The organism is Aliihoeflea sp. PC F10.4, assembly GCF_054612275.1.
In genome coordinates this window covers 1,346,614-1,367,160 of record NZ_JBTSWH010000001.1, presented here as the reverse complement: position 1 = coordinate 1,367,160, position 20,547 = coordinate 1,346,614, and the positions used below count along the sequence as shown (strand labels likewise).

Genomic DNA, 20,547 nt, shown 5'->3' with positions numbered 1-20,547 from the left:
GGCGACAATTGGCCGAAATTCAAGACATCTCGGTAAAGCCCGGCTTTCACGTCGAGCGCAAGGGGCATGTGCTCGTCGTTGAAATAGTGCGACCGGAGAAGAAAAACGCGCTGACGGAAGCGATGTGGATCGCGCTGGCGGAGATTTTCGACGCAACCGCGCAGGACAACGGCGTCCGCGCTATCGTTCTGACGGGTCGCGGCGGGTCGTTTTGCGCTGGTGCGGACATCGCCGAGTTCGATACAGCCCGGCGCGGCGAACGTGCTGCGACCTATGAAGCCGCCAATTCACGCGCCTTTGCCGCCATTCGCAATTGTCCGGTTCCAACGATTGCGGCCATCGATGGCGTCTGCTTTGGCGGTGGTTTCGGGCTGGCGGCCGCATGCGACATCCGGATCGCATCGAACGAGGCGCTTTTCAGCGTGCCTGCGGCGCGGCTTGGACTGGCGTATCCGGTAGATGCCATGGCCGATATCGTGCACACGCTCGGCCCACAGCTTGCCCGCTACCTGACATACTCGGCCGGGCGACTCGATGCCGCAACGGCGCTTGCGACAGGCTTTCTGCTGGAAATCACCGATCAAGCGCCGGCGCGAGATCGAGCGCTCGACCTCGCTCAGTCCATTGCCATGAACGCACCGCTGTCGATTAGGGCGTCCAAGGCGTCCATCCGTGCCGTCCTGTCAGGATCGCCGGAAGACATGAAAGTGGCCGCCACGCTCGGTGCTGCAACTTTCAAAAGCGATGATTACGAAGAAGGCCGGCAAGCGTTCAAGGAACGTCGCGCACCGCGTTTCTCAGGCCGCTGACGAACTTGGCCCGCGAGCCTGCTCCTCGAAAAACGCGATGACGGCGGACGAAAAAAGATCGTTTCGATCCCCGGCCACCATGTGTCCCGCACCGCCTATGTCGACATAGCGCGCATTTGCAGCCCGGGCGACGAAGCTACGGGCGGCGGCCTCGTCGACCAATTCCGACTGCATCCCGCGCACAAGCAGGATCGGCAGATCGAGTTCAGGCAACTTTTCCAGAACACCGGTCAGAAGCGCTTCACCATTCGTATCGATGCTCGTTTCACCGCGCACGAAGGCAGGGTCCCAGTGCCAGCGGAAACGCCCATCTTCGCCCAGCCGCAGGTTCTTGCCCAATCCGTCGAGGGAACGCGGTCGTCTGCGGTTGGGCAGATAGGCGGCGATCTCGTCGGCCGCTTCTTCCAGCGATCCGAATCCGTCTTCCAGCCGCGATCCCATAAAGCCGATGATCCGCGCCACGCCGGCAGGATTCATCTGCGGCACGATATCGACGAGGACAAGAGAATCGATAAGTGGTCCGAAACGGCTTTCCGCCAGTAGCGAGGCAAGACCGCCGAGCGAAGCGCCGACGATCGCCGGTCGCTCGCCGAACCGGCGCTCCAGATCGACGATCAAAGTGCGCAGATCTTCGGCGTAATGCAGAAAAGTGTAGTTTCCGGACGGCACCCAGTCGCTCTCGCCATGCCCTCTTATATCCAAGGTGATGGCGCGTTTGCCTTTTTCCGCCAGATGCTCCGCCGTTCGCTGCCATGCGTGGCGGGTCTGCCCGCCGCCATGAAGAAGAAGAACGGGCTGGCCACCGCCATCCCAAAGCGAACCGATAAGCGCGTTGTCTTCCGACCCGCGAAATTCGATACGCCTTTCCTCGATCACAACGGATGTTCCTTCAGGAATTCGAGAGCGCGCGCCTTGAAGGTCCGATCTCCGACCGAAAGCATGTGGTCGCGGCCGATGATATCGAAAGCCGTCGCATGGGGCATCAGGTGCGCAAGCTTGTGCGCGTCGCCGGCAATATCGTCCGTAGTCCCGACGGCGACGAGCGTCGGCTGTTCGATCTTGCCCATATCCGCTTCGGAAAGCTCCTGCCGCGATGTCGCGATGCAGGCGGCGAGCGCTTCGCGATCGCTCTTCGTCTGGTCCGCAAATGCGCGAAACATGCGCCCACGCGGATGCGAAACATCGTCCAGCGAAGACGCGCGCAGCGCTTCTGCGATGGGGTCCCAATCCCCCACGCCGTCAACCATGCCCATGCCCAGCCCGCCGAAGATCAGGCTGGCGATGCGGTCGGGGTATTCCAGCGCCATGAAGGCCGAAACGCGTGCGCCCATCGAATACCCGAACACATGCGCGCGTGCGATCCCAAGATGATCGAGCAGCGCGACCGCGTCGGAAGCCATCGCGGCAGGCGTATAGACCGATGTGTCGTAGCTTTTCGTGGTCTCGCCGTGCCCGCGATGATCGAATGCGATAACGCGGTAACCGGCTCGGCTCAGCGTCTGGATCCAGCCCGGCTGCACCCAGTTGATGCGATAGGTTGAGGCAAAGCCATGAATGAGAAGGATCGGTTCGCCGTCCCGGTCGCCCTCGTCGATATAGGCGATGTCGAAACCGTCATGATGAAAATGCTGCACGTTTCTATCGCTCACTGATCCGCCACGGCGTCGATTGCAGGATGATTAAGCCGCGTTCCTGCCACCATACCGACTTGTTCGGCGGTGCCTTCATGAAGTTCGAGGACGAAGCGGCTCGCTTCGCCCGGATCGATCGAGGCCGTGGAAAACGGTTCACCCGGCAGAATATCAATCACGACGCCGTCTTCGCCGATGAAGACGAGATCGAGCGGCAGGGGCGTGTTTTGCATCCAGAAGCCGACCTGACGCGTCTCGTTGAATACGAACAGCATCCCGCGATCTTCCGGCAGATCGGTGCGGAACATCAGGCCACGGGCACGCCGCTCCGGCGTGTCGGCGATTTCCACTTCGAATGCCACGGTCTCGCCGTTCGCCTCGAAGGTCAACGATGTGGCGTCGACGGGAAGCTCCATCGCAGCACCCTCAACGGCCGGCTGCGCGATTACCGGCGAGACCGGCATCGCGATTCCAAGGACGCCCGAGAGCGCGAATGCCAAAGCTGCGATACGTTTGTTCACGGGAAAAATCCTTCGGCGTTGGCGGCGCGCGATGACGAAGGTGTCAGTGCGGGGCCGGCAAGGTCCCGATATCGGGGTGAACTTCGGCAGCCATAAGGCCTTTGTCGCCACGCCCGAAGCGCACGAGGACGACCTGCCCGGGACGCAGCTCCGTCACGCCGAAACGGCGCAGCGTTTCCATGTGGACGAAAATGTCCTCCGTGCCCTCGCCGCGCGTCAAAAAGCCGAACCCCTTGGTTCGGTTGAACCACTTGACCAGCGCACGCTCAAGCCCGCTCTCCGGCGTCACCGCGACATGCGTACGCTCTGCTGGCTGTTCGGATGGATGGACCGCAGTCGACATATCCATGGAGAGAATACGGAAGGCCTGAAGACCACGGTCGCCACGACGAACCATGCAGTTCACGCGCGCGCCTTCGAGTGCCGTCGAGTAGCCGTCCCGGCGCAGACACGTCACATGGATGAGGATGTCGCCCAGAGACGAATCGTCGGCGTTGATGAACCCGTAGCCCTTGGCAACGTCGAACCACTTGATCGCGCCAGAGGCCTCGATCAATTCCATGCCGTCGCCTTCGCTATCGGAAACACTGCCTGCTGCCGACATATCTTTCGTCGAGGCATTTTCCCCCATGCCCGAACCCCTTCCAAGACACACCACACCTGATTCTTGGACTGCAAGATAGCACTGCGCCTTCGGGTGCGTGCAAGGCCTGTTTGTGGCTTTTTCGCAGCAAGCGCGACGGAATACTTCATCGCGGCTGTCGGTTCCATCGCCGTCCTGCGGTTGCCGACCACTGCATACCGCCATATGTAGCGCGGACCGGCCGTCACGGACGCGGATAGAAAAAGGACAGGAAAATGCGCTACTTGCACACAATGGTTCGGGTCAAGGACATCGATGAGTCCCTGGACTTTTATTGCAACAAGTTCGGCATGCAGGAGGTACGGCGCGTCGAAAGCGAGCAGGGCCGTTTCACGCTTATCTTTCTTGCCGCAAGGGAAGACGTTGAGGCGGGCAAGTCCAAAAAGGCACCGCTTCTGGAGCTTACCTACAACTGGGACCCGGAAAACTATCAGGGCGGGCGCAATTTCGGCCATCTCGCCTTCGAAGTCGACGACATCTACGAGACCTGCCAGAAACTTTCAGATCAGGGCGTGACGATCAACAGACCGCCTCGCGACGGCAACATGGCGTTCATCAAGTCGCCTGACGGCATCTCAATCGAACTGCTGCAAAAGGGTCCAGCGAAGGATAAGGCCGAGCCATGGGCGTCCATGGAAAACACCGGCACCTGGTGACTTTTGATGGCGGCGGTCAGTCGACCGCCGCCTCTTTGGCGGTGTCTATCAGACCGTTTGCAATGCTCATGCGCTGCACCGCGCGCTCGCGCAAATGTGGTGCCAGCCGATCCGGATGATTGGCGAATGCAAAGCGGCGGCGTGCACGGTCGAAATCCGCGGCGGTGCGAAGATTGCCGATTTCCAGTTCGCGGGCAATGATCTCGGGGTCGGTGGAAAGATCGGGCATCAACGCATCGAGCGCCTCGATCACTTCGGGCGCGAGCGTCGGCTCGCTATAGGCGCGGCGGGCGGAATGGTCGAAGAGCGGTGCATTTTCGCCCTGCAGTCGCTCGATCTGATCAAGCAGATCGCCCTGAAGCGTTGGTGTCGACCCAGTTTCGGCACGCTCCGGCGCGTTCGATATCAGTTCGTCGAGCAGATCGCCGAAGCTCTTGGCATTACCGCCTGCCATTCCCGGCCTCCCAGCCGATCTCGTTTTGCTGGGATACTAATCATCAATTCCTAATAAAGGTTCCGTCGTCGGGACGAAGCGCATGGCAGCCCTGCAAATTTTCGACTGCCCCCGCTTCGAATGTGATGTCATTTTCTCTTCGGAGGATCGAAACTTCGGAGACGATCCATGGGCATCCTGACTGAACTCTTTTCGCGACCGCGAGCGCTTCATGCGCAATGGCAACGCGGCATGCTGATCCTCAACGCGATGAGCAGCGCCGAACTGTCCGATCTTGGCATCAAGCCTGCGGATTTCCCTCATATCGCGCGAGACATGGCATCCAAGCGACGGGCCTGAGGTCGGAATCAACATTTCGGTGATCCGCTGGATTTTCCATGCGTCCCGTGTCTCACTCGGCCCGATCCGAAGAGACACGATTCGCGAGGTTACATCATGCGCGCGCTCTCCCGGCTTCTTGCCCCGGCTCTTATCCTGTGCGGCACGACGGCAGGTGCCCAACCTGCCTATATCGACGATCGGTCCTCGCCGGATACGCTTGTCCGTTCGCTCTACAACGCCATCGAACGCAAGGAATTCGCGCGCGCCTGGAGCTATTTCGCCGAACCTCCTGCTGACAGCGTGGAAGATTACGCGTCTGGCTTTGCCGATACCGCGTCCGTTGAAGTGCTCGTCGGCGGTGCTTCGGAGGAAGGCGCGGCTGGCAGCGTCTACTACCAGCTTCCCGTCGTCATCCGCTCTGTCGCCGAAAATGGCGACCAAACGGTTTATGCGGGCTGCTACACGCTGCGCCAGCCGAACCCTGCAAACAGCCCGGAAGAATTCACGCCGCTCGGCATAGAAGAAGGCGCGCTGGAGGAAACAGACGCCACTTTCGGCCCGGACGCCGTGCCTACGCGCTGCACGCCTGACGGTGCCGAACTTCCCGAACAGAACACCGCGCTGATCGAGGCCGAGCGTGTTTTCGAGGCGACATTTGCCGACCGGTGCACCGGCCGCGATCGCGAAGGCATGGGCGAAGATGCCGAAGCGCAAAACTACGACATTCCGTTCCGGTATATGCACGAAACGGGCGACGACCCGATGAGTACGGCACACCTTTTCAGGTTCGCCTGCAATTTCGGGGCGTACAATGTGACGCATATCTACATGATGAGCACGGGCGACGGATCGGCGGAGCCAGTCTATTTCGCGGTGCCGGAACTCGATATCCGCTACGAGAACGACGATATGGAAGCCGGACTACAGGAGATGACGCAGATCGGCTGGATTACCCGTGCGGAACTGGTCAACTCGGAATACGACGCCGATACGCAAGCAATCACGACGAACGAAAAATGGCGCGGTGTTGGCGACGCCTCCTCGTCGGGTCGCTGGATTTTCCGCTACGGCGCGTTCTCTCTGGTCGAATATTCAGTCGACCCCACCTACGACGGCGAGATAAACCCGCAAGAAATACTCAACTTCAACGAAGCGCCGTAATTCGATGGGTTATCGTGCGTCGTTCATCCAGTTTATGACACTGCGCCAATCGGTCATACGGATAGGCGTGCCGTGGGTGCCTTCTTCGAACCGCACCATTCTGGCCGGATAGCCTGGGGCAGCGGCAAGAATGGAACGGAAGAACGCTTCCTGGCGCTCGACAGGAAATACGCGATCGCGGCTGCCGTGCCCGAAATAGACCGGAACGCGTGCCCGAAAGGCGCTGCTTCGCAAAAAGCGCTCGTCCCAATGCGATCCGAGAAGCAAAAATCCGCCCAGTCGATTCGTCAGGCTCTCGTTCTGTGCCAGTTGCCAGCAGATAGCCCCACCGGCCGACCCGCACGCGACGAAGATGGGTGCCTGCGGCGACAATGCCGCATATGTTGCCAACATGGCCGCCACCTGCCCCGCCCCTGCCGAACTGAAATCGGCAAAGTCCGGCGAAAGATAAAGCCCGCCGTTTTTCGCGCTCAGATTCTTGATGCGGTTGAAATTGCCGCCAAACGAAAAATCGTCCGCACCTTGCCCTCGATTGCCGCCCTGCCCGTGCAGATAGACGACGATGAGGCGCGCATTATCGGGTTGCCCGACCGCGATATGCCGAACTGGCCCCGCGGAGGTTTCGATCACCGCATCGCGCTGCGCGCGCCTGACGGAGAGATCGACATAAGCGGCGTGCGCGCGGCGCTCGGGGATTTCATCGCGCCCATTAATGTCGCGCATTTCGCGATAGTCGACCGCGATCCGGGCACCATTGTCGGTGGTTTCGAGCGTTGCGGGAAGCGCGAAAAGCCGATCCTTGAAGGGCGAGAGCAAATCGGCCGCCGCCGGTGCGATGCTCGCGAGGAACATCGCCAATGCCATGGCAACGCGCATCACGCGCCCTCCACGATCCGCCCGCCTGCCTGGCGAACCGCGTCTTGCGTGTCGAGATCGAGGCTCGCCGCCTCGCCCAGTTCGATATCTACGACCGGCAGCCCTGAGTTCTCGACGAGGTGACGCGCACCGACATCGCCCTCGATCTTCTCGATCTGTGCGAACAGCGCACGCGGAAGGAGGACGGGATTGCCGCGCTTGCCCGCATGTGTGGCGCGTACGATCGCCGAGCCACCGGATCGCTCGAAAGCCTCGATCATCAGGTTGAGAATCTGTGCCGTGACGCCGGGCATATCGCCCAGCACCACCAGAATGCCGTCGGCCTTGGCCGGCATCGCCAGTGCCGCGGCCTTCAGCGAGGTGGAAAGTCCGTCCGCGTAATCAGGATTCTCGACGATGTCGATTTCCAGCCCTTCGACCGCCTGGGCGATCCGGTCCCGTTGGTGCCCGACGACGAGATGCGCGCGCGCCACCCGCGCCTTGCACGCCGCCTCCGTGACCCGCCGGATCAAGGGCACGCCGTCGAACTCCGCCAAAAGCTTGTTCGGCCCTTCCATGCGGCTTGAGCGACCAGCGGCGAGAATGGCGGCGTGAACGACCGCCCTGCCCGACCCGCCGGTCGTTTCGCGTGGCTGCGGCCGCTGCGGGATTTCCATCAAGAGTCCTCCGACGCCCATGCGCGCGATATCGTCCTTGGTGACATCGATACCAGCGAGTATCCGGTCGAGAACCCAGTCGAAACCGTTCGTTTTTGCGCTGCGCGCGCAACCGGGCGCGCCGATGACCGTTTTGCCATCCAGTTCGCCAAGGACAAGCAAATTACCGGGATCGACAGGCATTCCCGTGCGCTCGACACGTCCGCCCGCACGCCGGATCGCGGCGGGTATAATGTCATCGGCATCGCAAACCGCAGATGCGCCGAAGACCAGCATCAAATCGCAGCTTGAACACATTGCTCCGATGGCATCGGCAAGCGCAAGTTCGTCATGCGGGACGCGCACTTCATGAACGATTTCGCTGCCCGAACGTGCAAGCCGCTCGTCTGTAACACGGGCGGTCTTGTCGAGAACGCTCGGCTTCACGCCGGTCAGCGTCGTCTGAATGAGCCCCACACGTGCTGCCTGAAACCCCTCGACCGCGAAAACCTCACCCGATCGCGCGACCGCGACAGCTTGTGCGACCGCCGTTTCGGCGACCCCGAATGGAATGATCTTGATGGTCGCTACCATCTGGCCCGCCTGAACGCGCTCGAAGCGCGGCAAGGTCGCGATCGTAATCGCCGGGTCAACAGCGTTGAGCGCATTGATCCGCGCTTCGTCGACCGCGAAGACGCCCGGTTGCGCCGCATGGATATTGACGCGTCCCGTTGTAGCCTCGCGTATATCCACGCCGCGCACCGACATGGCCGCTGCCAGTTCGGCGGCCGCACGATTCTCATCGAGATCGCCGGCTTCGAGGCGAGCGGCTATGACCGAACGTACGCCAGAAGCCGCCAGCGTTTTGACATCCTCAGCCGAAAGGCGATGCGCCTTTCTGAAACGGTTGCCTTCAATGACAAGGGAGTGCGCGAGGATCGTGCCTTGGGCCGCCTCGATATCGACGGGCCCGAACTTCACGCTGCGCGCTCCGCCTGTCGCTTTCCGCGCGAGCGAAGCGACTGGATCACTTCGGCGAGCACTGCCACGGCGATCTCCGCGGGGGTAGCGGCGCCGATAGGCAATCCGACAGGTGCGTGAATGCGCGCGATCTGTTCGTCCGAAAGTCCTTTTTCCGCCAACCGATCGATCCGCTTCGCATGTGTCTTACGGCTGCCGAGCGCCCCGACATAGAAAGCGTCCGCTCGCAGCGCGGCTTCGATCGGCCAATCGTCGATTTTTGGGTCATGCGTCACCGCTACCAGCGCGGTAAAGGCATCAAAAGGTCGCCCGGAAGCAACCGTTTCCGGCCAGTCTGCGTTCAAAACCGTATCGGGAAAACGCTCCGGCGTCGCAAAGGCGGTTCGCGGATCGATGATCTCCACGTCCAACCCTGCGATCCGTGCCATGGGGGCCAGCGCCTGGCTGATATGAACCGCGCCGATAATGACGAGCCGTGCCGGCGGCAAATGGACGTTGAGGAACAGATTGCGCCCATCGACTTCGACGAGGCCGGATTTGCCGGAATCGAAGGCGCTTGCCAGTGCCGCGCCAAGCGCGCCATCCTGCCTGTCGGCTTCACGGTAAAGGGTCGTCGAGGCGTTTTCGAAATCGCTTGCCAGGATCACTGCCCGGCGCGCGGCGCGTTCAGTGTTAAGCGTTGTCAGGACACCGACTTCCATGATCAAGCAACCGGCTCGACATGGACCTTGATGCGGCCGCCGCAGGACAGGCCAACCTGCCAAGCGGTTTCGTCGGCAACACCGAATTCGAGCGTCTTGGCCGCACCGCCGACGATTACATCCATAGCTTCGGTGACGACAGCCCCTTCGACGCAGCCGCCCGAAACGGAACCCTCGAAATTCCCCTCATCGTCGATCACCAGATGGCTACCAACCGGACGTGGCGCGGAGCCCCACGTTTCGACGACTGTCGCCAAGGCGACCTTGCGGCCTTCTGTGGCCCAAAGCTGTGCGATCGCCAGCGGATCGCTGTTTCGTCCCAGATCGTCGGTCATGGTCATCGCACGATCCTCCTTGGCATTGGATATGGTCACGCGACCTGCTTCTTGCCAAGGGTGCCGCCACGTTTCACGTCGCCCGACAGCGCCTTGACGAGATCGCCAAGGGCGTCGAGCGAATGGACCGCGCGAAATTCGTCGACATGGTCGAGCATGACTCGCACGCCGCGCGCACGCGGCTCGAACCCATCGAACCGCAACAGGGGATTGAGCCAGATCAAGCGCCGGCAGGACTTGTGAAGACGCTCCATTTCGCGCGCGAGCAGCACTGTATCATCGCGTTCGAGCCCGTCCGTGATGAGCAGCACCGTCGCGCCCTGCCCCAGCACACGGCGCGACCAAAACCGGTTGAACTCGTGCAGCGTTTCGCCGATGCGCGTACCGCCGGACCAGTCCTTTACGACCGCCGTTGCCTGCGCGAGCGCCTCGTCCGGATCGCGTTGGCGCATCTGGCGCGTCAGGTTCGTCAGACGCGTGCCGAATACGAAGGTGTGAACACGGGCCCGTTTTTCGCTCAGCGTATGAAGAAAATGCAGAAAGATACGGGAATACTGGCTCATCGAGCCTGAAATGTCGGCGAGCACGACGAGAGGCGGATGCACGGTCCGCACGGACTTGAAACGCGGCAACACAAGATCGCCGCCCGTTCGCAGCGCATGGCGCATCATTGCGCGCGGATCGGTGCGCGCACCGCGTGGGTCGGGTCTGAAGCGCCGCGTCGCAATCCGATCGGCAGGCAAAGAAAGGCGCGAGATTGTCTTGCGGGCATCAGTGAGTTCGCTCGCGCTCATCTGCGCGAAATCCATTGCCCGCAGAACCTCGTTCCCGGAGACGGAAAACCGCGCGTCGAATTCGATCTCCGGCGCTTCCGGCGTCGTCTGTCGCTCGTTACGGCCGAAAAGCGCCTCCGCAGCGCGGTTTTCGGCAGGTCTCGGTTTCGATCGTTCGCGCATGTCGGGCGCTACCGGCGAGAACATCGCGATCATCTTCTCGACCAGTTCGCGCGAACGCCAGAAAAGCCGGAACGCCTCATCGAAGGTGGCGTGATCCTCGCGCCGATTCACGAGAACGGCATGGAGCGTCCAGTAGAATTCCTCGCGTGTGCCGATGCCCGCAGCAAGCACGGCTTCGATGGCGTCCTTGACCGCCGCCGGACCGACCCGCATGCCGGCCGCACGAAGCGAGCGCGCGAAATAGACGATGTTGTCAGCGATGCGACCGTCGGCCTGCGCTTCGCCGGTCGCGCCCATCTACTCCGCCGCGGCGGCCAGTTCCGCCTTCACCTCGGAAAGAATGCGCCGGCCTTCGCCATCGGAGATGCGGGCGATATCGTCCTGATATTTGAGGATCACCCCGATCGTGTCCGAGATCGTTTCGGGATCGAGCGCCAGTTTGTCAAGCTCGGTCAGCGCGCTTGCCCAGTCGATCGTCTCCGCCACGCCCGGCACCTTGAACAAATCTATCTGCCGAAGACGCTGGATGAAGGCGACGACTTCTTCCGAAAGGCGTTGGTTCGCCTGCGGCACCTTGCGCGCGACGATTTCCAGTTCTCGTTCGGCATTGGGATAGTCGACCCAGTGGTAAAGGCAGCGCCGCTTCAGCGCGTCGTGGATTTCGCGGGTACGGTTGGTCGTGATGACGACGAGCGGCGGTTCCTTCGCCTTGATCGTGCCAAGCTCGGGAACTGTGACCTGAAAATCGGAGAGGATTTCCAGCAGGAACGCCTCAAATGCCTCGTCGGTGCGGTCGAGTTCGTCGATCAGGAAGACCGGCGCCGCGCCCGCCTCCCCGCTCAACGCGTCGAGCACCGGGCGGCGAACCAGATATTTCTCGGAAAAGACGTTGCGCTCCATCGCGTCGCGCCGCACTTCGCCCGCCGCCTCCTCCATGCGGATTTCGATCATCTGCGCCGCGTAATTCCATTCATAGACGGCGGAGGAAACGTCGAGCCCTTCATAGCATTGCAGCCGGATTAGCCTGCGGCCGAGCGCCGATGCCAGAACCTTCGCTATCTCGGTTTTGCCGACACCCGCCTCGCCTTCGAGAAAGAGCGGTCGTCCCATCTTGAGACTAAGGAAAAGAACAGTCGCCAGCGCACGATCACCGACATAGCCCGCACCCGAAAGCATTTCGAGCGTCTCGTCGATGGAACCGGGCAAAGGCTTTGCACTGGTCGGCATGATGTCTCCGACGAAAAATCAGGCTTCGAGGATGTGATATCGCCGATCCTGATAAATCAGGGGCTGGAGCCTATCGCCGATCCTGATGCCTGTCACTTCACCGAAAAGTATTCGGTGCGTGGCGACATCCTTGGTCTCGACGATACGGCAGTCGAAGGATGTGAGCGCACCGGTCAAAACGGGCGCGCCGGTCGAAACGCTCTCCCATTCGCCGAGCGCGAAACGCTCTTCCTGGGTGAGCTTCGTCAGGCCCGAAAAAGCGTCGGCAAGCGGCTTGTGCTCGGCAGCGAGCGTATTGAGTGCGAACACGCCGTTCTCGGCGAAGACGTCGTTCTCCGGCTTCACGCGGCTGAGGCAGACGAGCACCGTCGGCGGCTCGTCGGAAACGGAACAGCCCGCGATGATCGTAACGCCGCGCCGGCCGGCCGGCCCGTCCGTCGTCACGATATGAACCGCGCCGCCGAAACGGCTCATCGCGTCGCGATAAAGCTGCGAATCCACTTGTCGCTTGTCGAGCACCGCCGCCCCTTCTTCGTTTCGCCGCATATAGGTTGCCGCCTGCTTCTCACAAGCGGCCACAACCCGATTAGCCGGTTGCGCGGCTGCCCGCCACCCTTTACCTGTGAACGCACCTTCACTGTACCCGATACGGCTCATGCGGCACGGCCCGGCAAACTTCCTCCTTTTCGCAAGCCTGCTCGTGGCCATGCCAGCCGCCGCCGAGGGCCAGATCGGCTTGTCCGTGCCGCTCGGCGATACGTCACCGCTTCTGGCGGCGCAGATGGAAGCTGGCGCGCGGGCCGCTGCCGCACGGCTTGAAGCCGACATCCTCGTTAAGGACGATGGCTGCACCACCGAAGGCGGCGAGCGTTCCGCACGCGCCTTCGTGGAAGCGCAGGTAAATGCAGTGGTGGGATATCTTTGCACACCGGCAATCGAAGCGGCCCTGCCGATCCTCACGCAAGCCGGCATTCCCGTCATCGCGACGGGCGTGCGCACCGACAGTTTGACAGACCGACGCGAGCGTACCGGCTGGCAGGTCTTCAGGCTCGGACCGCGCGCCGCCGGCGAGCACGAGGCTGCATCGCGCTACGTCGTGGAAAACTGGCGCGAGACCCTGTTCGCGATCATCGACGACGGTACGATCTACGGGCGCGAACTGGCCGAGGCGATACGCAACGCCGCCGAACAATCCAGCCTCTCGCCGGTCTTCGTCGATACGTTCCGGCCGCAGCTCGACAACCAGATCGGTCTTGTCGGTCGCCTTCGCCGTTCCGGCGCAACACACGTCTTCGTCGGCGGTGACCGCGAGGACATCGCGATCATTGCGCGCGACGCGCAAGGCCTCGACTACGACCTCGAAATCGCCGGCGGCGAAGCGCTGCGCGCCGCGCCGGGCGAAACCGACCTGCCGGATGGCGTCATCATGATCGCCGCGACGAGATGGGCGGACGATGCCGCGCAGCAAAGCGAGATATCGGCCGAACGGCACGGATATTTCCTGCCGACCGAGGCGGCCGTCGAAATCGTGGTGGAAGCCACTTTGCAAGATGGCAACCTTGCCGACGCCATTGCCACCGGCAGCTTCGAAACGGTCCTCGGCCAGGTCACCTTCGACGCAAAAGGAGACATGCAAGGCAATCTCTACCGCGTCTATCGTTATGACGGTTCCGATTTCGTCGCGGTCGAGGACTGATGTTCAAGGCCGGCCCGCGCAATCTGATCACTGATGTCGGCGGGCTGAAGGTCGGCAATATTCACGACGCCGCGCTCAAATCGGGAGTAACGGTCGTTCTGCCCGACGAGCCGGCAGTCGCAAGCTGCAAAGTACTCGGCGGCGCTCCGGGAACGCGCGAGACGGACCTTCTTGAGCCGCACAATTCTGTTCAGACCGTCAACGGTCTCGTCCTGTCAGGCGGCTCGGCCTTTGGACTGGATGCCGCATCCGGCGCGCAGGCAGCGTTGCGCGAACGCGGCGTCGGCTTTGCCGTGCGCGATGCGATCGTGCCCATCGTACCGGCCGCGATCCTCTTCGATCTCATCAATGGCGGCGACAAGGATTGGGGCCGTTATGCGCCTTATCGCGAGATGGGTTATGCAGCGGTCGAGGCTGCGGCGGCCGATTTCGCGATCGGCAGCGCTGGTGCCGGCTTCGGCGCGCTGACCGCCGGTCTTAAAGGCGGTCTCGGCTCTGCCTCCACTGTATTGCCGGGCGGCATCACCATCGGCGCGCTCGTCGCGGCCAATCCGGTCGGCGCGACGACGATCGGCAATACAAGGCACTTTTGGGCAGCGCCGTTCGAAATCGGCGACGAATTCGGAGGTTTGGGTTTGCCCGCGTCCATGCCGGGCGATGCGCAAACCGTCCGCCTCAAGTTCGGCGACGCGCTCGACGGAGCCAACACCACGATTGCGGTCATCGCCACCGACGCGATCCTTACCAAGGCGGCCGCGAAGCGTCTCGCCGTCTCGGCCCATGACGGTTTCGCGCGTGCAATCTGGCCCGCGCACACGCCGCATGACGGCGATCTTGTGTTCTCGATGGCAACTGGAACGGCAGGCCGCGCGCTCGATCCGGCGGAAGAAATGGATTTCCACGCCGCTGCCGCCGCGACCATGGCACGCGCCATCGCACGCGGCGTTCATGCAGCTACCTCGTTCGATGGCGACCTCATGCCGAGCTGGTCCGCGCGCTTTGCACGTTGAGCCGAGCGGCTGCGTCTGTTAGGGAGCGGCCATCCCGCATCCCAACTCAGGAAATGTCGATGATCCCGCGCTATTCGCGGCCCGAAATGGTCGCAATCTGGTCTCCCGAAACCAAGTTCCGCATCTGGTTCGAGATCGAGGCGCATGCCTGCGACGCGTTGGCCGAAATCGGTGTCATTCCCAAGGAAGCGGCGAAGACGATCTGGGAACGAGGCGGCACAGCAAAATTCGATGTCGAGCGCATCGACGAGATCGAGCGCGAGACCAAGCATGATGTGATCGCCTTCCTGACCCATCTGGCCGAGTTCGTTGGACCGGATTCGCGCTTCATTCATCAGGGCATGACGTCGTCGGACGTGCTCGACACCACCTTGAACATCCAGCTTGTCCGCGCTGCCGATCTGCTTCTGGCCGACATGGATCGCGTGCTCGCCGCGCTGAAGAAGCGCGCATTCGAGCACAAGGACGACGTTCGCATCGGCCGCAGCCACGGTATCCATGCTGAGCCGACGACGATGGGCCTGACCTTCGCGCGCTTTTATGCCGAAATGGCGCGCGGACGCGACCGCCTCGTCGCCGCGCGCGCCGAGATCGCCACGGGCGCGATTTCAGGAGCGGTCGGCACATTCGCCAATATCGAGCCCTTCGTGGAGGAGCATGTCTGCGCCCAGCTTGGCCTTACGCCCGAGCCGATCTCGACGCAGGTGATCCCGCGCGACCGCCACGCCATGTTCTTTGCCACGCTCGGCGTCATCGCCTCGTCCATCGAAAACGTCGCGATCGAAATCCGTCACATGCAGCGCACCGAAGTCCTTGAGGCCGAAGAATATTTCTCGCCCGGCCAGAAGGGCTCGTCGGCCATGCCGCACAAGCGCAATCCCGTGCTGACGGAAAACCTGACGGGCCTCGCCCGCCTCGTGCGCATGTCGGTGACGCCCGCGCTTGAAAACGTGGCGCTTTGGCATGAACGCGATATTTCGCATTCCAGCGTCGAGCGCGGGATTGCACCGGACACGACCATCACGCTCGACTTCGCCCTCAACCGCCTTGCCGGCGTGATCGAAAAACTCGTCGTTTATCCCGACAACATGCTGAAGAACATGAACAAGTTCCGCGGCCTCGTCATGAGCCAGCGCGTGCTTCTGGCGCTGACGCAGGCCGGTGTGTCCCGCGAGGACGCCTACCGCCTCGTCCAGCGCAACGCCATGAAGGTGTGGGAACAGGGAGCCGATTTCCTCGAGGAACTGCTCAAGGATACCGATGTGCGCGCGGCGCTGCCGGAAGATGAAATTCGCGAGAAATTCGATCTCGGCTACCACACCAAGCACGTCGACACGATCTTCAAACGCGTCTTTGGCTGAACCGCTCACACCCTTGTGAATTCGCGAAACCAGCCAAGTGTGGGAACCTAATCGGTGACGGTGCATTTTTGATGCACAGCCGCACGGCTCCCCTCACCGGCGCGGCAAGATTGAGAAGACCTCCATAAAGAAGTCCGCGTTTCCCCTGACGCGGACTTCTTCTTTTGCAGGTCAGGCTGAAGTGACGCGAATCTCCGTTCCCCACGGATCTTGCTTTGAAAATGGCGCGTGGTCACGCGAAGCGAGTTCGACGAAGGACAGACCAGCCCGGTCGTCATCGCGCAAGCCCGCCCCGGCGCTCTGCCAGGTATTCGCACCGATATGATGGTGATAGCCGCCCGAGGCGAGAAACACAGCTTGTGAGCCGTATTTCGTCATCGTGTCGAAGTCGAGCTCAGAGTGCCACCACTCTTCCGCCACGCGCGGATCGCCCACCCGCAAATGGACATGACCGACAACCATAGCGTTCGGGGCCGTTTTCCATTCAGGCGTATCCTGGTCGATTTCGCCCAGCAGATTGTCGATATCGAGCCGGTTCGTCGCCATGGCGATCCCGCCATTTTCATGCGTCCAGTCTTCCTTCGGCCGATCGGCGTAGATCTCGATTCCGTTTCCTTCGGGATCGTTCAGATAAAGCGCCTCGCTGACAAGATGATCTGACGCGCCGCTTATCGGTAACCGGCTTTCGCTGGCATGATGGACCCAGCGCGCAAGATCGCGTCGGGTCGGCATCAAAAAGGCAGTATGAAACAGGCCGGCGCTGCGCGGATCATCGGGCTTCGCGGACGGTGTGTTCTCGATTTCCAGCAATTCGCGATCGCCCGCCGCAAGGATAATCGTACCGTCGCGGCGCGCCTTTTCATCGAGGCCGAGCAGGTTTCGATAAAACGCAGCAAGCGTCTCCGCATCCCGGGCCTTGAGGCCGACTTTGGCGATATGTGTAGGCGTGGTGGCAGAAAATGGCAGTTCGGTCATGATGATCTCCTGTGCGGCGCAACCCGCATTCGCGATCAAAGATCACCATCGCCACCGTTCAATGCAATCGCTATCGCAAAGACAGCTCGTTCAACAAAAAGAAACACACGCCTGCGGTTGCGAAATCGCCTCTTGCTGGCTACATGCCGCGCCATGAAAGCGAAAGACGCCGAAATTCTCATCATCCCCGGTTATATGAATTCGGGCTCCGATCATTGGCAGACCCGATGGGCGGCGAAGCTGTCCAGCGCGCGCCGCGTCGAGCAGGCGGAATGGTCAAAACCCGTTTTTGAAGACTGGAAAGAGCGCTTGGTCGAGGAAGTGCGACGCGCGGAAAAGCCGGTCGTACTGGTTGCTCATTCGCTCGGAGTCGCGACAGCCATTCAGGCCGTGCCGGAATTCGAGGACAAGATTGCGGGCGCATTCTTCGTCGCACCGCCCGATGTCGCCAACCCGAATATTCGTCCGCGCCATCTGATGACGTTCGGGCCATACCCGCGCGATCCGCTCCCGTTTCCGTCGATCACCGTGGCGAGCCGCAACGATCCGTTTTGCGACTTCAACGTCGCCGAAGACATCGCGGCCGCCTGGGGTTCTCTCTTCATCGACGCTGGCGAATCGGGCCACATCAACGCCGAGTCGGGGCACGGCCCATGGCCGGAGGGCACGTTGACCTTCGCGAAGTTCGTCTCAAATCTCAGCCCTTAGCTACATTGAGAAGCGATTGCGCGCCGAGCGTCATCAGTCGCGCTTCTGCTCCCATAGCGAGGAAACGGTAGCCCATACCGCGAAAACGCGAGCCGAGCGCCGGATCGACGACATAGATCGCGGCCAGTTTTCCGGCGGCCGTTGCTCGCGCGGCGATTTCGCCGACCGTGTCCATCATGTCAGGTAATGAAGGATTGATCGTCTCGCCATTGGCCCATGCGATCGAAAAATCGGCGGGACCGACGAAAACGCCATCGATGCCGGGCACGGCCAGAATACCGTCCAGCACGTCGAGCGCCTGCCTCGTCTCGATCATGGCAAACGCCAGCGTCGCGTCGTTTTCGTCCCGAAGCCACGCAGCCATATCCGGCGCGCGCCGTCGTGACATGGCGAAAGTGGGACCCCACGATCGCTGCCCGATGGGCGGATATTTCATCGCCGCGGCGAAAGCCTGCGCGTCCGCGACCGAGTTGACCATCGGTGCGATGACGGCCTCGGCTCCGAAGTCGAGCGCACGGCTCGCCATGTCGAAGCGGCCGACAGGAATGCGCACGACGGGATGCTTTCCCGCCGCGATGATCGGCAATTGGCTGCGCAGCACGCTGTCTTCGTGATGGCCGCCATGCTGCATGTCGAGCGTCACGGCATCGAATGCCGTGGCAGCAAGCGCTTCGACGGTGATCGCGTCGGGAATCGCCGACCAGGCCGTGAATATGGCTTCGCCGGCCTTGAGACGCGCGGCGAGGCTCACGATGCTTCGATCTGGCTGATGGCAGTTGCGAGCAACTCTTCCATCGTGCGCCGGATCTGGTGATCCGACTGCGTCACGCCGCCGGCATCGAAATCCTTGCGGATCTTGCGGAAGACATCGTGATCGCCCGCTTCCTCGAAATCGGAAGCAACCACTTCGCGCGCATAGACATCCGCGTCGTCGCCGCTCTTGCCCAGCTTTTCGGCCGCCCACAGGCCAAGCAGCTTGTTGCGGCGCGCCATGGCACGGAACCTCAGTTCCTCGTCATGGGCGAATTTGCGCTCGAAACCTTCTTCACGATCCTTGAAGCTCATCGACAAAACCTCGTTCTGCTTGCGTTACGCGACCAGACCAGACGGTCGCTGTCGGGTCAATATGGGACGCGATGTTCGAAGGTTGAAGTGGAATTGCCGGTTCTGCCCTTGTGGGCAGGGCTTTTTTCATGATTGAGCGCGGAGGCCTATTGCGCTAGAGAGCGGGCGAGTTCAGTACCGTGCGCAATTCCTGCACACGGAAGGCTGCCGGACCCTTTCGCTCCGGCCACCGAGACCAGAGACCGCCATGAACCGTCGCCGCCGCATTTACGAGGGTAAGGCCAAGATTCTTTATGAAGGCCCAGAGCCCGGCACGCTGATCCAGTTCTTCAAGGACGACGCCACAGCCTTCAACAAGAAGAAGCATGAGGTCGTCGACGGCAAGGGCGTGCTCAACAACCGCATTTCCGAACACATCTTCAACCATCTGAACAAGATGGGTATTCCGACGCATTTCATCCGCCGGCTGAACATGCGCGAGCAACTCATCAAGGAAGTCGAGATCATTCCGCTCGAAGTCGTCGTGCGCAATGTCGCGGCCGGCTCGCTCGCAAAGCGCCTCGGAATCGAGGAAGGCACCGTCCTGCCCCGCTCGATCATCGAATTCTACTACAAGGCTGACGCGCTCGACGATCCGATGGTTTCGGAAGAGCATATCACGGCGTTCGGCTGGGCCGCCCCGCAGGAACTCGATGACATCATGGCGCTCGCCATTCGCGTCAACGACTTCCTTTCCGGGCTGTTCCTCGGCGTCGGTATCCAGCTCGTTGACTTCAAGATCGAATGCGGTCGCCTATATGAAGGCGACATGATGCGCATCGTCGTCGCGGATGAGATTTCACCCGATTCGTGCCGCCTGTGGGACGTGTCCACCCAGGACAAGCTCGACAAGGATCGGTTCCGCCGCGACATGGGCGGCCTCGTCGAGGCCTATCAGGAAGTTGCGCGACGTCTGGGCATCATGAACGAGAACGAGCCGCCTCGCCCGTCAGGCCCCGTTCTGGTTTCGACTGGTAACGGCAAGGGCAAGCCGCACTAATTTCTGGAGTTCGAAGTGATCAAAGCGCGCGTCACCGTTACGCTCAAGAACGGCGTTCTCGACCCTCAGGGCAAGGCGATCGAAGGCGCGCTCGGCGCGCTCGGTTTCGATGGCGTCGGTCAGGTTCGGCAGGGCAAGGTGTTCGACATCGAGCTGGACAGTGCCGACCGCGCTAGAGCCGAATCGGAGCTCAGGGCCATGTGCGACAAGCTCCTCGCCAATACGGTCATCGAAAACTACGCGGTCGAGGTTCGATGAGCGTAGGTATCGGCTATGCGCGGAACTTGACGGCGGGCGCGGTGCTGGCAGCGCTCGCATGTTCGCCTGCGTTTGCGCAAATGCCGGCGGACGATCTGCGCAATGTGAATATGGATGCTTTCCCCTCCTCCGAATGGGACGTGCAGGCCGAGGCCGAGCGGCTGGTCATCGCCTGCGCCGAATGCGACGACTTCACCGCCATCGACGTTCAGTTGCTTGAGGCCGACGATACGACAGAGGCCGGCATTCGCGACGGAAACGTCACCACGCAGACGATGATGGAAGGCTGCGAAGCGAATGCGCGCGACACGGAGGCCGAATGCTACGGCGTGCGTATCGCCGACTTGAAGGGCGCTGTCGGCTTCGTCAACGACGTCAAGGTTTTCGAAGGCACCTATTCCAATACTTATGCGCTCTATCAGGACGAAATTCTGCTCCTGATGCGCGGCGTGGGCGCCAGCCGGGACGAGGCGCGCCGCGTCGGAGACCTTGCCTATCGGCACATCGCCCCGCAAATCTTCCGGTGAG

26 protein-coding genes are annotated in these 20,547 nt (G+C 61.6%); 11 read left to right on the top strand and 15 right to left on the bottom strand.

Annotated elements, in window-relative coordinates; translation table 11 throughout:
- Positions 1–8 precede the first annotated feature (8 nt).
- Positions 9–809 carry an enoyl-CoA hydratase/isomerase family protein gene (locus ACX82Z_RS06740; protein ID WP_459587450.1) on the top strand — a complete coding sequence of 267 codons (801 nt, stop codon included), beginning with the start codon at positions 9–11 and terminating at the stop codon, positions 807–809.
- On the opposite strand, the gene ACX82Z_RS06735 is transcribed toward ACX82Z_RS06740, so the two are convergent.
- From ACX82Z_RS06735 to ACX82Z_RS06720, 4 genes are read right to left on the bottom strand one after another with little or no spacing between them, the layout of a single operon-like run.
- On the bottom strand, positions 798–1,685 hold the full coding sequence (locus ACX82Z_RS06735) for an alpha/beta fold hydrolase (protein ID WP_459587449.1): 888 nt from the start codon (positions 1,683–1,685) through the stop codon (positions 798–800). The genes ACX82Z_RS06740 and ACX82Z_RS06735 overlap by 12 nt on opposite strands.
- Positions 1,682–2,443, bottom strand: coding sequence for an alpha/beta fold hydrolase (locus ACX82Z_RS06730; RefSeq protein WP_459911651.1), 762 nt, complete (start codon positions 2,441–2,443; stop codon positions 1,682–1,684). Before ACX82Z_RS06730 ends, ACX82Z_RS06735 begins: the two co-directional genes overlap by 4 nt.
- An 11-nt stretch (positions 2,444–2,454) precedes the next feature.
- A complete protein-coding gene (locus tag ACX82Z_RS06725; RefSeq protein WP_459587447.1) occupies positions 2,455–2,961 on the bottom strand; it encodes a DUF192 domain-containing protein in 507 nt (168 codons plus the stop codon).
- A gap of 43 nt (positions 2,962–3,004) precedes the next feature.
- On the bottom strand, positions 3,005–3,565 hold the full coding sequence (locus ACX82Z_RS06720) for a cold-shock protein (protein ID WP_459911649.1): 561 nt from the start codon (positions 3,563–3,565) through the stop codon (positions 3,005–3,007).
- A 254-nt stretch (positions 3,566–3,819) separates the two neighbouring features.
- On the opposite strand from ACX82Z_RS06720, the gene gloA reads away from it, so the two are divergent.
- The gene (gloA, locus tag ACX82Z_RS06715; RefSeq protein ID WP_459587445.1) at positions 3,820–4,260 is read left to right on the top strand and encodes a lactoylglutathione lyase; all 441 of its coding nucleotides are present in this window, start codon (positions 3,820–3,822) and stop codon (positions 4,258–4,260) included.
- 16 nt (positions 4,261–4,276) lie between these two features.
- Here gloA and ACX82Z_RS06710 read toward each other — a convergent pair whose 3' ends face one another.
- Positions 4,277–4,714: a hypothetical protein gene (locus ACX82Z_RS06710; RefSeq protein ID WP_459587444.1), complete on the bottom strand. Its 438-nt coding sequence runs from the start codon at positions 4,712–4,714 to the stop codon at positions 4,277–4,279.
- Between the two features lie 168 nt (positions 4,715–4,882).
- Between ACX82Z_RS06710 and ACX82Z_RS06705 the strand changes: the two genes are divergently transcribed.
- Together ACX82Z_RS06705 and ACX82Z_RS06700 are read left to right on the top strand one after the other, a co-directional pair.
- Complete coding sequence (locus ACX82Z_RS06705; RefSeq protein ID WP_459587441.1) at positions 4,883–5,053, top strand: hypothetical protein; 171 nt, start codon at positions 4,883–4,885, stop codon at positions 5,051–5,053.
- Between the two features lie 96 nt (positions 5,054–5,149).
- Positions 5,150–6,196: a DUF1176 domain-containing protein gene (locus ACX82Z_RS06700; RefSeq protein WP_459587439.1), complete on the top strand. Its 1,047-nt coding sequence runs from the start codon at positions 5,150–5,152 to the stop codon at positions 6,194–6,196.
- A 9-nt stretch (positions 6,197–6,205) separates the two neighbouring features.
- Here the strand turns inward: ACX82Z_RS06700 and ACX82Z_RS06695 are convergent, their stop codons facing one another.
- Genes ACX82Z_RS06695 through ACX82Z_RS06665 form a run of 7 tightly spaced genes read right to left on the bottom strand, consistent with a single transcriptional unit; the run spans position 6,206 to position 12,453 of the window.
- Positions 6,206–7,072: an alpha/beta hydrolase gene (locus ACX82Z_RS06695; RefSeq protein ID WP_459587438.1), complete on the bottom strand. Its 867-nt coding sequence runs from the start codon at positions 7,070–7,072 to the stop codon at positions 6,206–6,208.
- Positions 7,072–8,688: an NTP transferase domain-containing protein gene (locus ACX82Z_RS06690; protein WP_459587436.1), complete on the bottom strand. Its 1,617-nt coding sequence runs from the start codon at positions 8,686–8,688 to the stop codon at positions 7,072–7,074. The genes ACX82Z_RS06695 and ACX82Z_RS06690 overlap by 1 nt, the downstream gene beginning before the upstream one ends.
- The gene (locus ACX82Z_RS06685) at positions 8,685–9,389 is read right to left on the bottom strand and encodes an XdhC family protein (RefSeq protein ID WP_459911647.1); all 705 of its coding nucleotides are present in this window, start codon (positions 9,387–9,389) and stop codon (positions 8,685–8,687) included. The genes ACX82Z_RS06690 and ACX82Z_RS06685 overlap by 4 nt, the downstream gene beginning before the upstream one ends.
- Positions 9,390–9,391: 2 nt before the next feature.
- Positions 9,392–9,724: an XdhC family protein gene (locus ACX82Z_RS06680; RefSeq protein WP_459911645.1), complete on the bottom strand. Its 333-nt coding sequence runs from the start codon at positions 9,722–9,724 to the stop codon at positions 9,392–9,394.
- A gap of 35 nt (positions 9,725–9,759) precedes the next feature.
- Positions 9,760–10,977, bottom strand: a complete 1,218-nt coding sequence (locus ACX82Z_RS06675; RefSeq protein ID WP_459587434.1) for a vWA domain-containing protein — start codon at positions 10,975–10,977, stop codon at positions 9,760–9,762.
- Positions 10,978–11,907 (bottom strand): AAA family ATPase, encoded by a 930-nt coding sequence (locus ACX82Z_RS06670; RefSeq protein WP_459587432.1) that lies wholly within the window; start codon positions 11,905–11,907, stop codon positions 10,978–10,980.
- An 18-nt stretch (positions 11,908–11,925) separates the two neighbouring features.
- Positions 11,926–12,453 (bottom strand): flavin reductase, encoded by a 528-nt coding sequence (locus tag ACX82Z_RS06665; RefSeq protein ID WP_459587430.1) that lies wholly within the window; start codon positions 12,451–12,453, stop codon positions 11,926–11,928.
- A 109-nt stretch (positions 12,454–12,562) separates the two neighbouring features.
- Here ACX82Z_RS06665 and ACX82Z_RS06660 point away from each other — a divergent pair, with 109 nt between their 5' ends.
- Genes ACX82Z_RS06660 through purB form a run of 3 tightly spaced genes read left to right on the top strand, consistent with a single transcriptional unit; the run spans position 12,563 to position 15,974 of the window.
- Positions 12,563–13,603, top strand: coding sequence for an ABC transporter substrate-binding protein (locus ACX82Z_RS06660; protein WP_459587428.1), 1,041 nt, complete (start codon positions 12,563–12,565; stop codon positions 13,601–13,603).
- Positions 13,603–14,613 (top strand): P1 family peptidase, encoded by a 1,011-nt coding sequence (locus ACX82Z_RS06655; RefSeq protein ID WP_459587426.1) that lies wholly within the window; start codon positions 13,603–13,605, stop codon positions 14,611–14,613. Before ACX82Z_RS06660 ends, ACX82Z_RS06655 begins: the two co-directional genes overlap by 1 nt.
- A gap of 59 nt (positions 14,614–14,672) precedes the next feature.
- Positions 14,673–15,974, top strand: coding sequence for an adenylosuccinate lyase (purB, locus tag ACX82Z_RS06650; protein WP_459587424.1), 1,302 nt, complete (start codon positions 14,673–14,675; stop codon positions 15,972–15,974).
- 171 nt (positions 15,975–16,145) lie between these two features.
- On the opposite strand, the gene ACX82Z_RS06645 is transcribed toward purB, so the two are convergent.
- Positions 16,146–16,949, bottom strand: coding sequence for a VOC family protein (locus tag ACX82Z_RS06645; RefSeq protein WP_459587422.1), 804 nt, complete (start codon positions 16,947–16,949; stop codon positions 16,146–16,148).
- Positions 16,950–17,102: 153 nt separating this feature from the next.
- Here ACX82Z_RS06645 and ACX82Z_RS06640 point away from each other — a divergent pair, with 153 nt between their 5' ends.
- Entirely contained in the window at positions 17,103–17,657 is a 555-nt protein-coding gene (locus ACX82Z_RS06640) for an RBBP9/YdeN family alpha/beta hydrolase (protein ID WP_459587421.1), read from the top strand.
- On the opposite strand, the gene ACX82Z_RS06635 is transcribed toward ACX82Z_RS06640, so the two are convergent.
- On the bottom strand, positions 17,647–18,408 hold the full coding sequence (locus tag ACX82Z_RS06635) for an HpcH/HpaI aldolase family protein (protein WP_459587419.1): 762 nt from the start codon (positions 18,406–18,408) through the stop codon (positions 17,647–17,649). The genes ACX82Z_RS06640 and ACX82Z_RS06635 overlap by 11 nt on opposite strands.
- Positions 18,405–18,722 (bottom strand): DUF1476 domain-containing protein, encoded by a 318-nt coding sequence (locus ACX82Z_RS06630; protein WP_459587418.1) that lies wholly within the window; start codon positions 18,720–18,722, stop codon positions 18,405–18,407. Before ACX82Z_RS06630 ends, ACX82Z_RS06635 begins: the two co-directional genes overlap by 4 nt.
- A 247-nt stretch (positions 18,723–18,969) precedes the next feature.
- On the opposite strand from ACX82Z_RS06630, the gene purC reads away from it, so the two are divergent.
- The 3 genes from purC to ACX82Z_RS06615 are packed head-to-tail and all read left to right on the top strand — an operon-like array spanning position 18,970 to position 20,546.
- Complete coding sequence (gene purC, locus ACX82Z_RS06625; RefSeq protein ID WP_459587416.1) at positions 18,970–19,761, top strand: phosphoribosylaminoimidazolesuccinocarboxamide synthase; 792 nt, start codon at positions 18,970–18,972, stop codon at positions 19,759–19,761.
- A 15-nt stretch (positions 19,762–19,776) separates the two neighbouring features.
- A complete protein-coding gene (gene purS, locus ACX82Z_RS06620) occupies positions 19,777–20,019 on the top strand; it encodes a phosphoribosylformylglycinamidine synthase subunit PurS (RefSeq protein ID WP_459587413.1) in 243 nt (80 codons plus the stop codon).
- Positions 20,016–20,546 (top strand): hypothetical protein, encoded by a 531-nt coding sequence (locus tag ACX82Z_RS06615; protein WP_459587411.1) that lies wholly within the window; start codon positions 20,016–20,018, stop codon positions 20,544–20,546. Before purS ends, ACX82Z_RS06615 begins: the two co-directional genes overlap by 4 nt.
- Position 20,547 lies beyond the last annotated feature (1 nt).

Bases quoted from the DNA above. Each gene is read 5' to 3' on its own strand.
- ACX82Z_RS06720 (WP_459911649.1), bottom strand. From the start codon at position 3,565: ATGTCGGCAGCAGGCAGTGTTTCCGATAGCGAAGGCGACGGCATGGAA.
- ACX82Z_RS06665 (WP_459587430.1), bottom strand. From the start codon at position 12,453: ATGCGGCGAAACGAAGAAGGGGCGGCGGTGCTCGACAAGCGACAAGTG.
- ACX82Z_RS06685 (WP_459911647.1), bottom strand. From the start codon at position 9,389: ATGGAAGTCGGTGTCCTGACAACGCTTAACACTGAACGCGCCGCGCGC.
- ACX82Z_RS06680 (WP_459911645.1), bottom strand. From the start codon at position 9,724: ATGACCGACGATCTGGGACGAAACAGCGATCCGCTGGCGATCGCACAG.
- ACX82Z_RS06640 (WP_459587421.1), top strand. From the start codon at position 17,103: ATGAAAGCGAAAGACGCCGAAATTCTCATCATCCCCGGTTATATGAAT.
- ACX82Z_RS06710 (WP_459587444.1), bottom strand. From the start codon at position 4,714: ATGGCAGGCGGTAATGCCAAGAGCTTCGGCGATCTGCTCGACGAACTG.
- ACX82Z_RS06705 (WP_459587441.1), top strand. From the start codon at position 4,883: ATGGGCATCCTGACTGAACTCTTTTCGCGACCGCGAGCGCTTCATGCG.
- ACX82Z_RS06630 (WP_459587418.1), bottom strand. From the start codon at position 18,722: ATGAGCTTCAAGGATCGTGAAGAAGGTTTCGAGCGCAAATTCGCCCAT.
- ACX82Z_RS06700 (WP_459587439.1), top strand. From the start codon at position 5,150: ATGCGCGCGCTCTCCCGGCTTCTTGCCCCGGCTCTTATCCTGTGCGGC.
- ACX82Z_RS06675 (WP_459587434.1), bottom strand. From the start codon at position 10,977: ATGGGCGCGACCGGCGAAGCGCAGGCCGACGGTCGCATCGCTGACAAC.
- ACX82Z_RS06655 (WP_459587426.1), top strand. From the start codon at position 13,603: ATGTTCAAGGCCGGCCCGCGCAATCTGATCACTGATGTCGGCGGGCTG.
- ACX82Z_RS06615 (WP_459587411.1), top strand. From the start codon at position 20,016: ATGAGCGTAGGTATCGGCTATGCGCGGAACTTGACGGCGGGCGCGGTG.
- ACX82Z_RS06695 (WP_459587438.1), bottom strand. From the start codon at position 7,072: ATGCGCGTTGCCATGGCATTGGCGATGTTCCTCGCGAGCATCGCACCG.
- ACX82Z_RS06660 (WP_459587428.1), top strand. From the start codon at position 12,563: ATGCGGCACGGCCCGGCAAACTTCCTCCTTTTCGCAAGCCTGCTCGTG.
- gloA (WP_459587445.1), top strand. From the start codon at position 3,820: ATGCGCTACTTGCACACAATGGTTCGGGTCAAGGACATCGATGAGTCC.
- ACX82Z_RS06645 (WP_459587422.1), bottom strand. From the start codon at position 16,949: ATGACCGAACTGCCATTTTCTGCCACCACGCCTACACATATCGCCAAA.
- purB (WP_459587424.1), top strand. From the start codon at position 14,673: ATGATCCCGCGCTATTCGCGGCCCGAAATGGTCGCAATCTGGTCTCCC.
- ACX82Z_RS06670 (WP_459587432.1), bottom strand. From the start codon at position 11,907: ATGCCGACCAGTGCAAAGCCTTTGCCCGGTTCCATCGACGAGACGCTC.
- purC (WP_459587416.1), top strand. From the start codon at position 18,970: ATGAACCGTCGCCGCCGCATTTACGAGGGTAAGGCCAAGATTCTTTAT.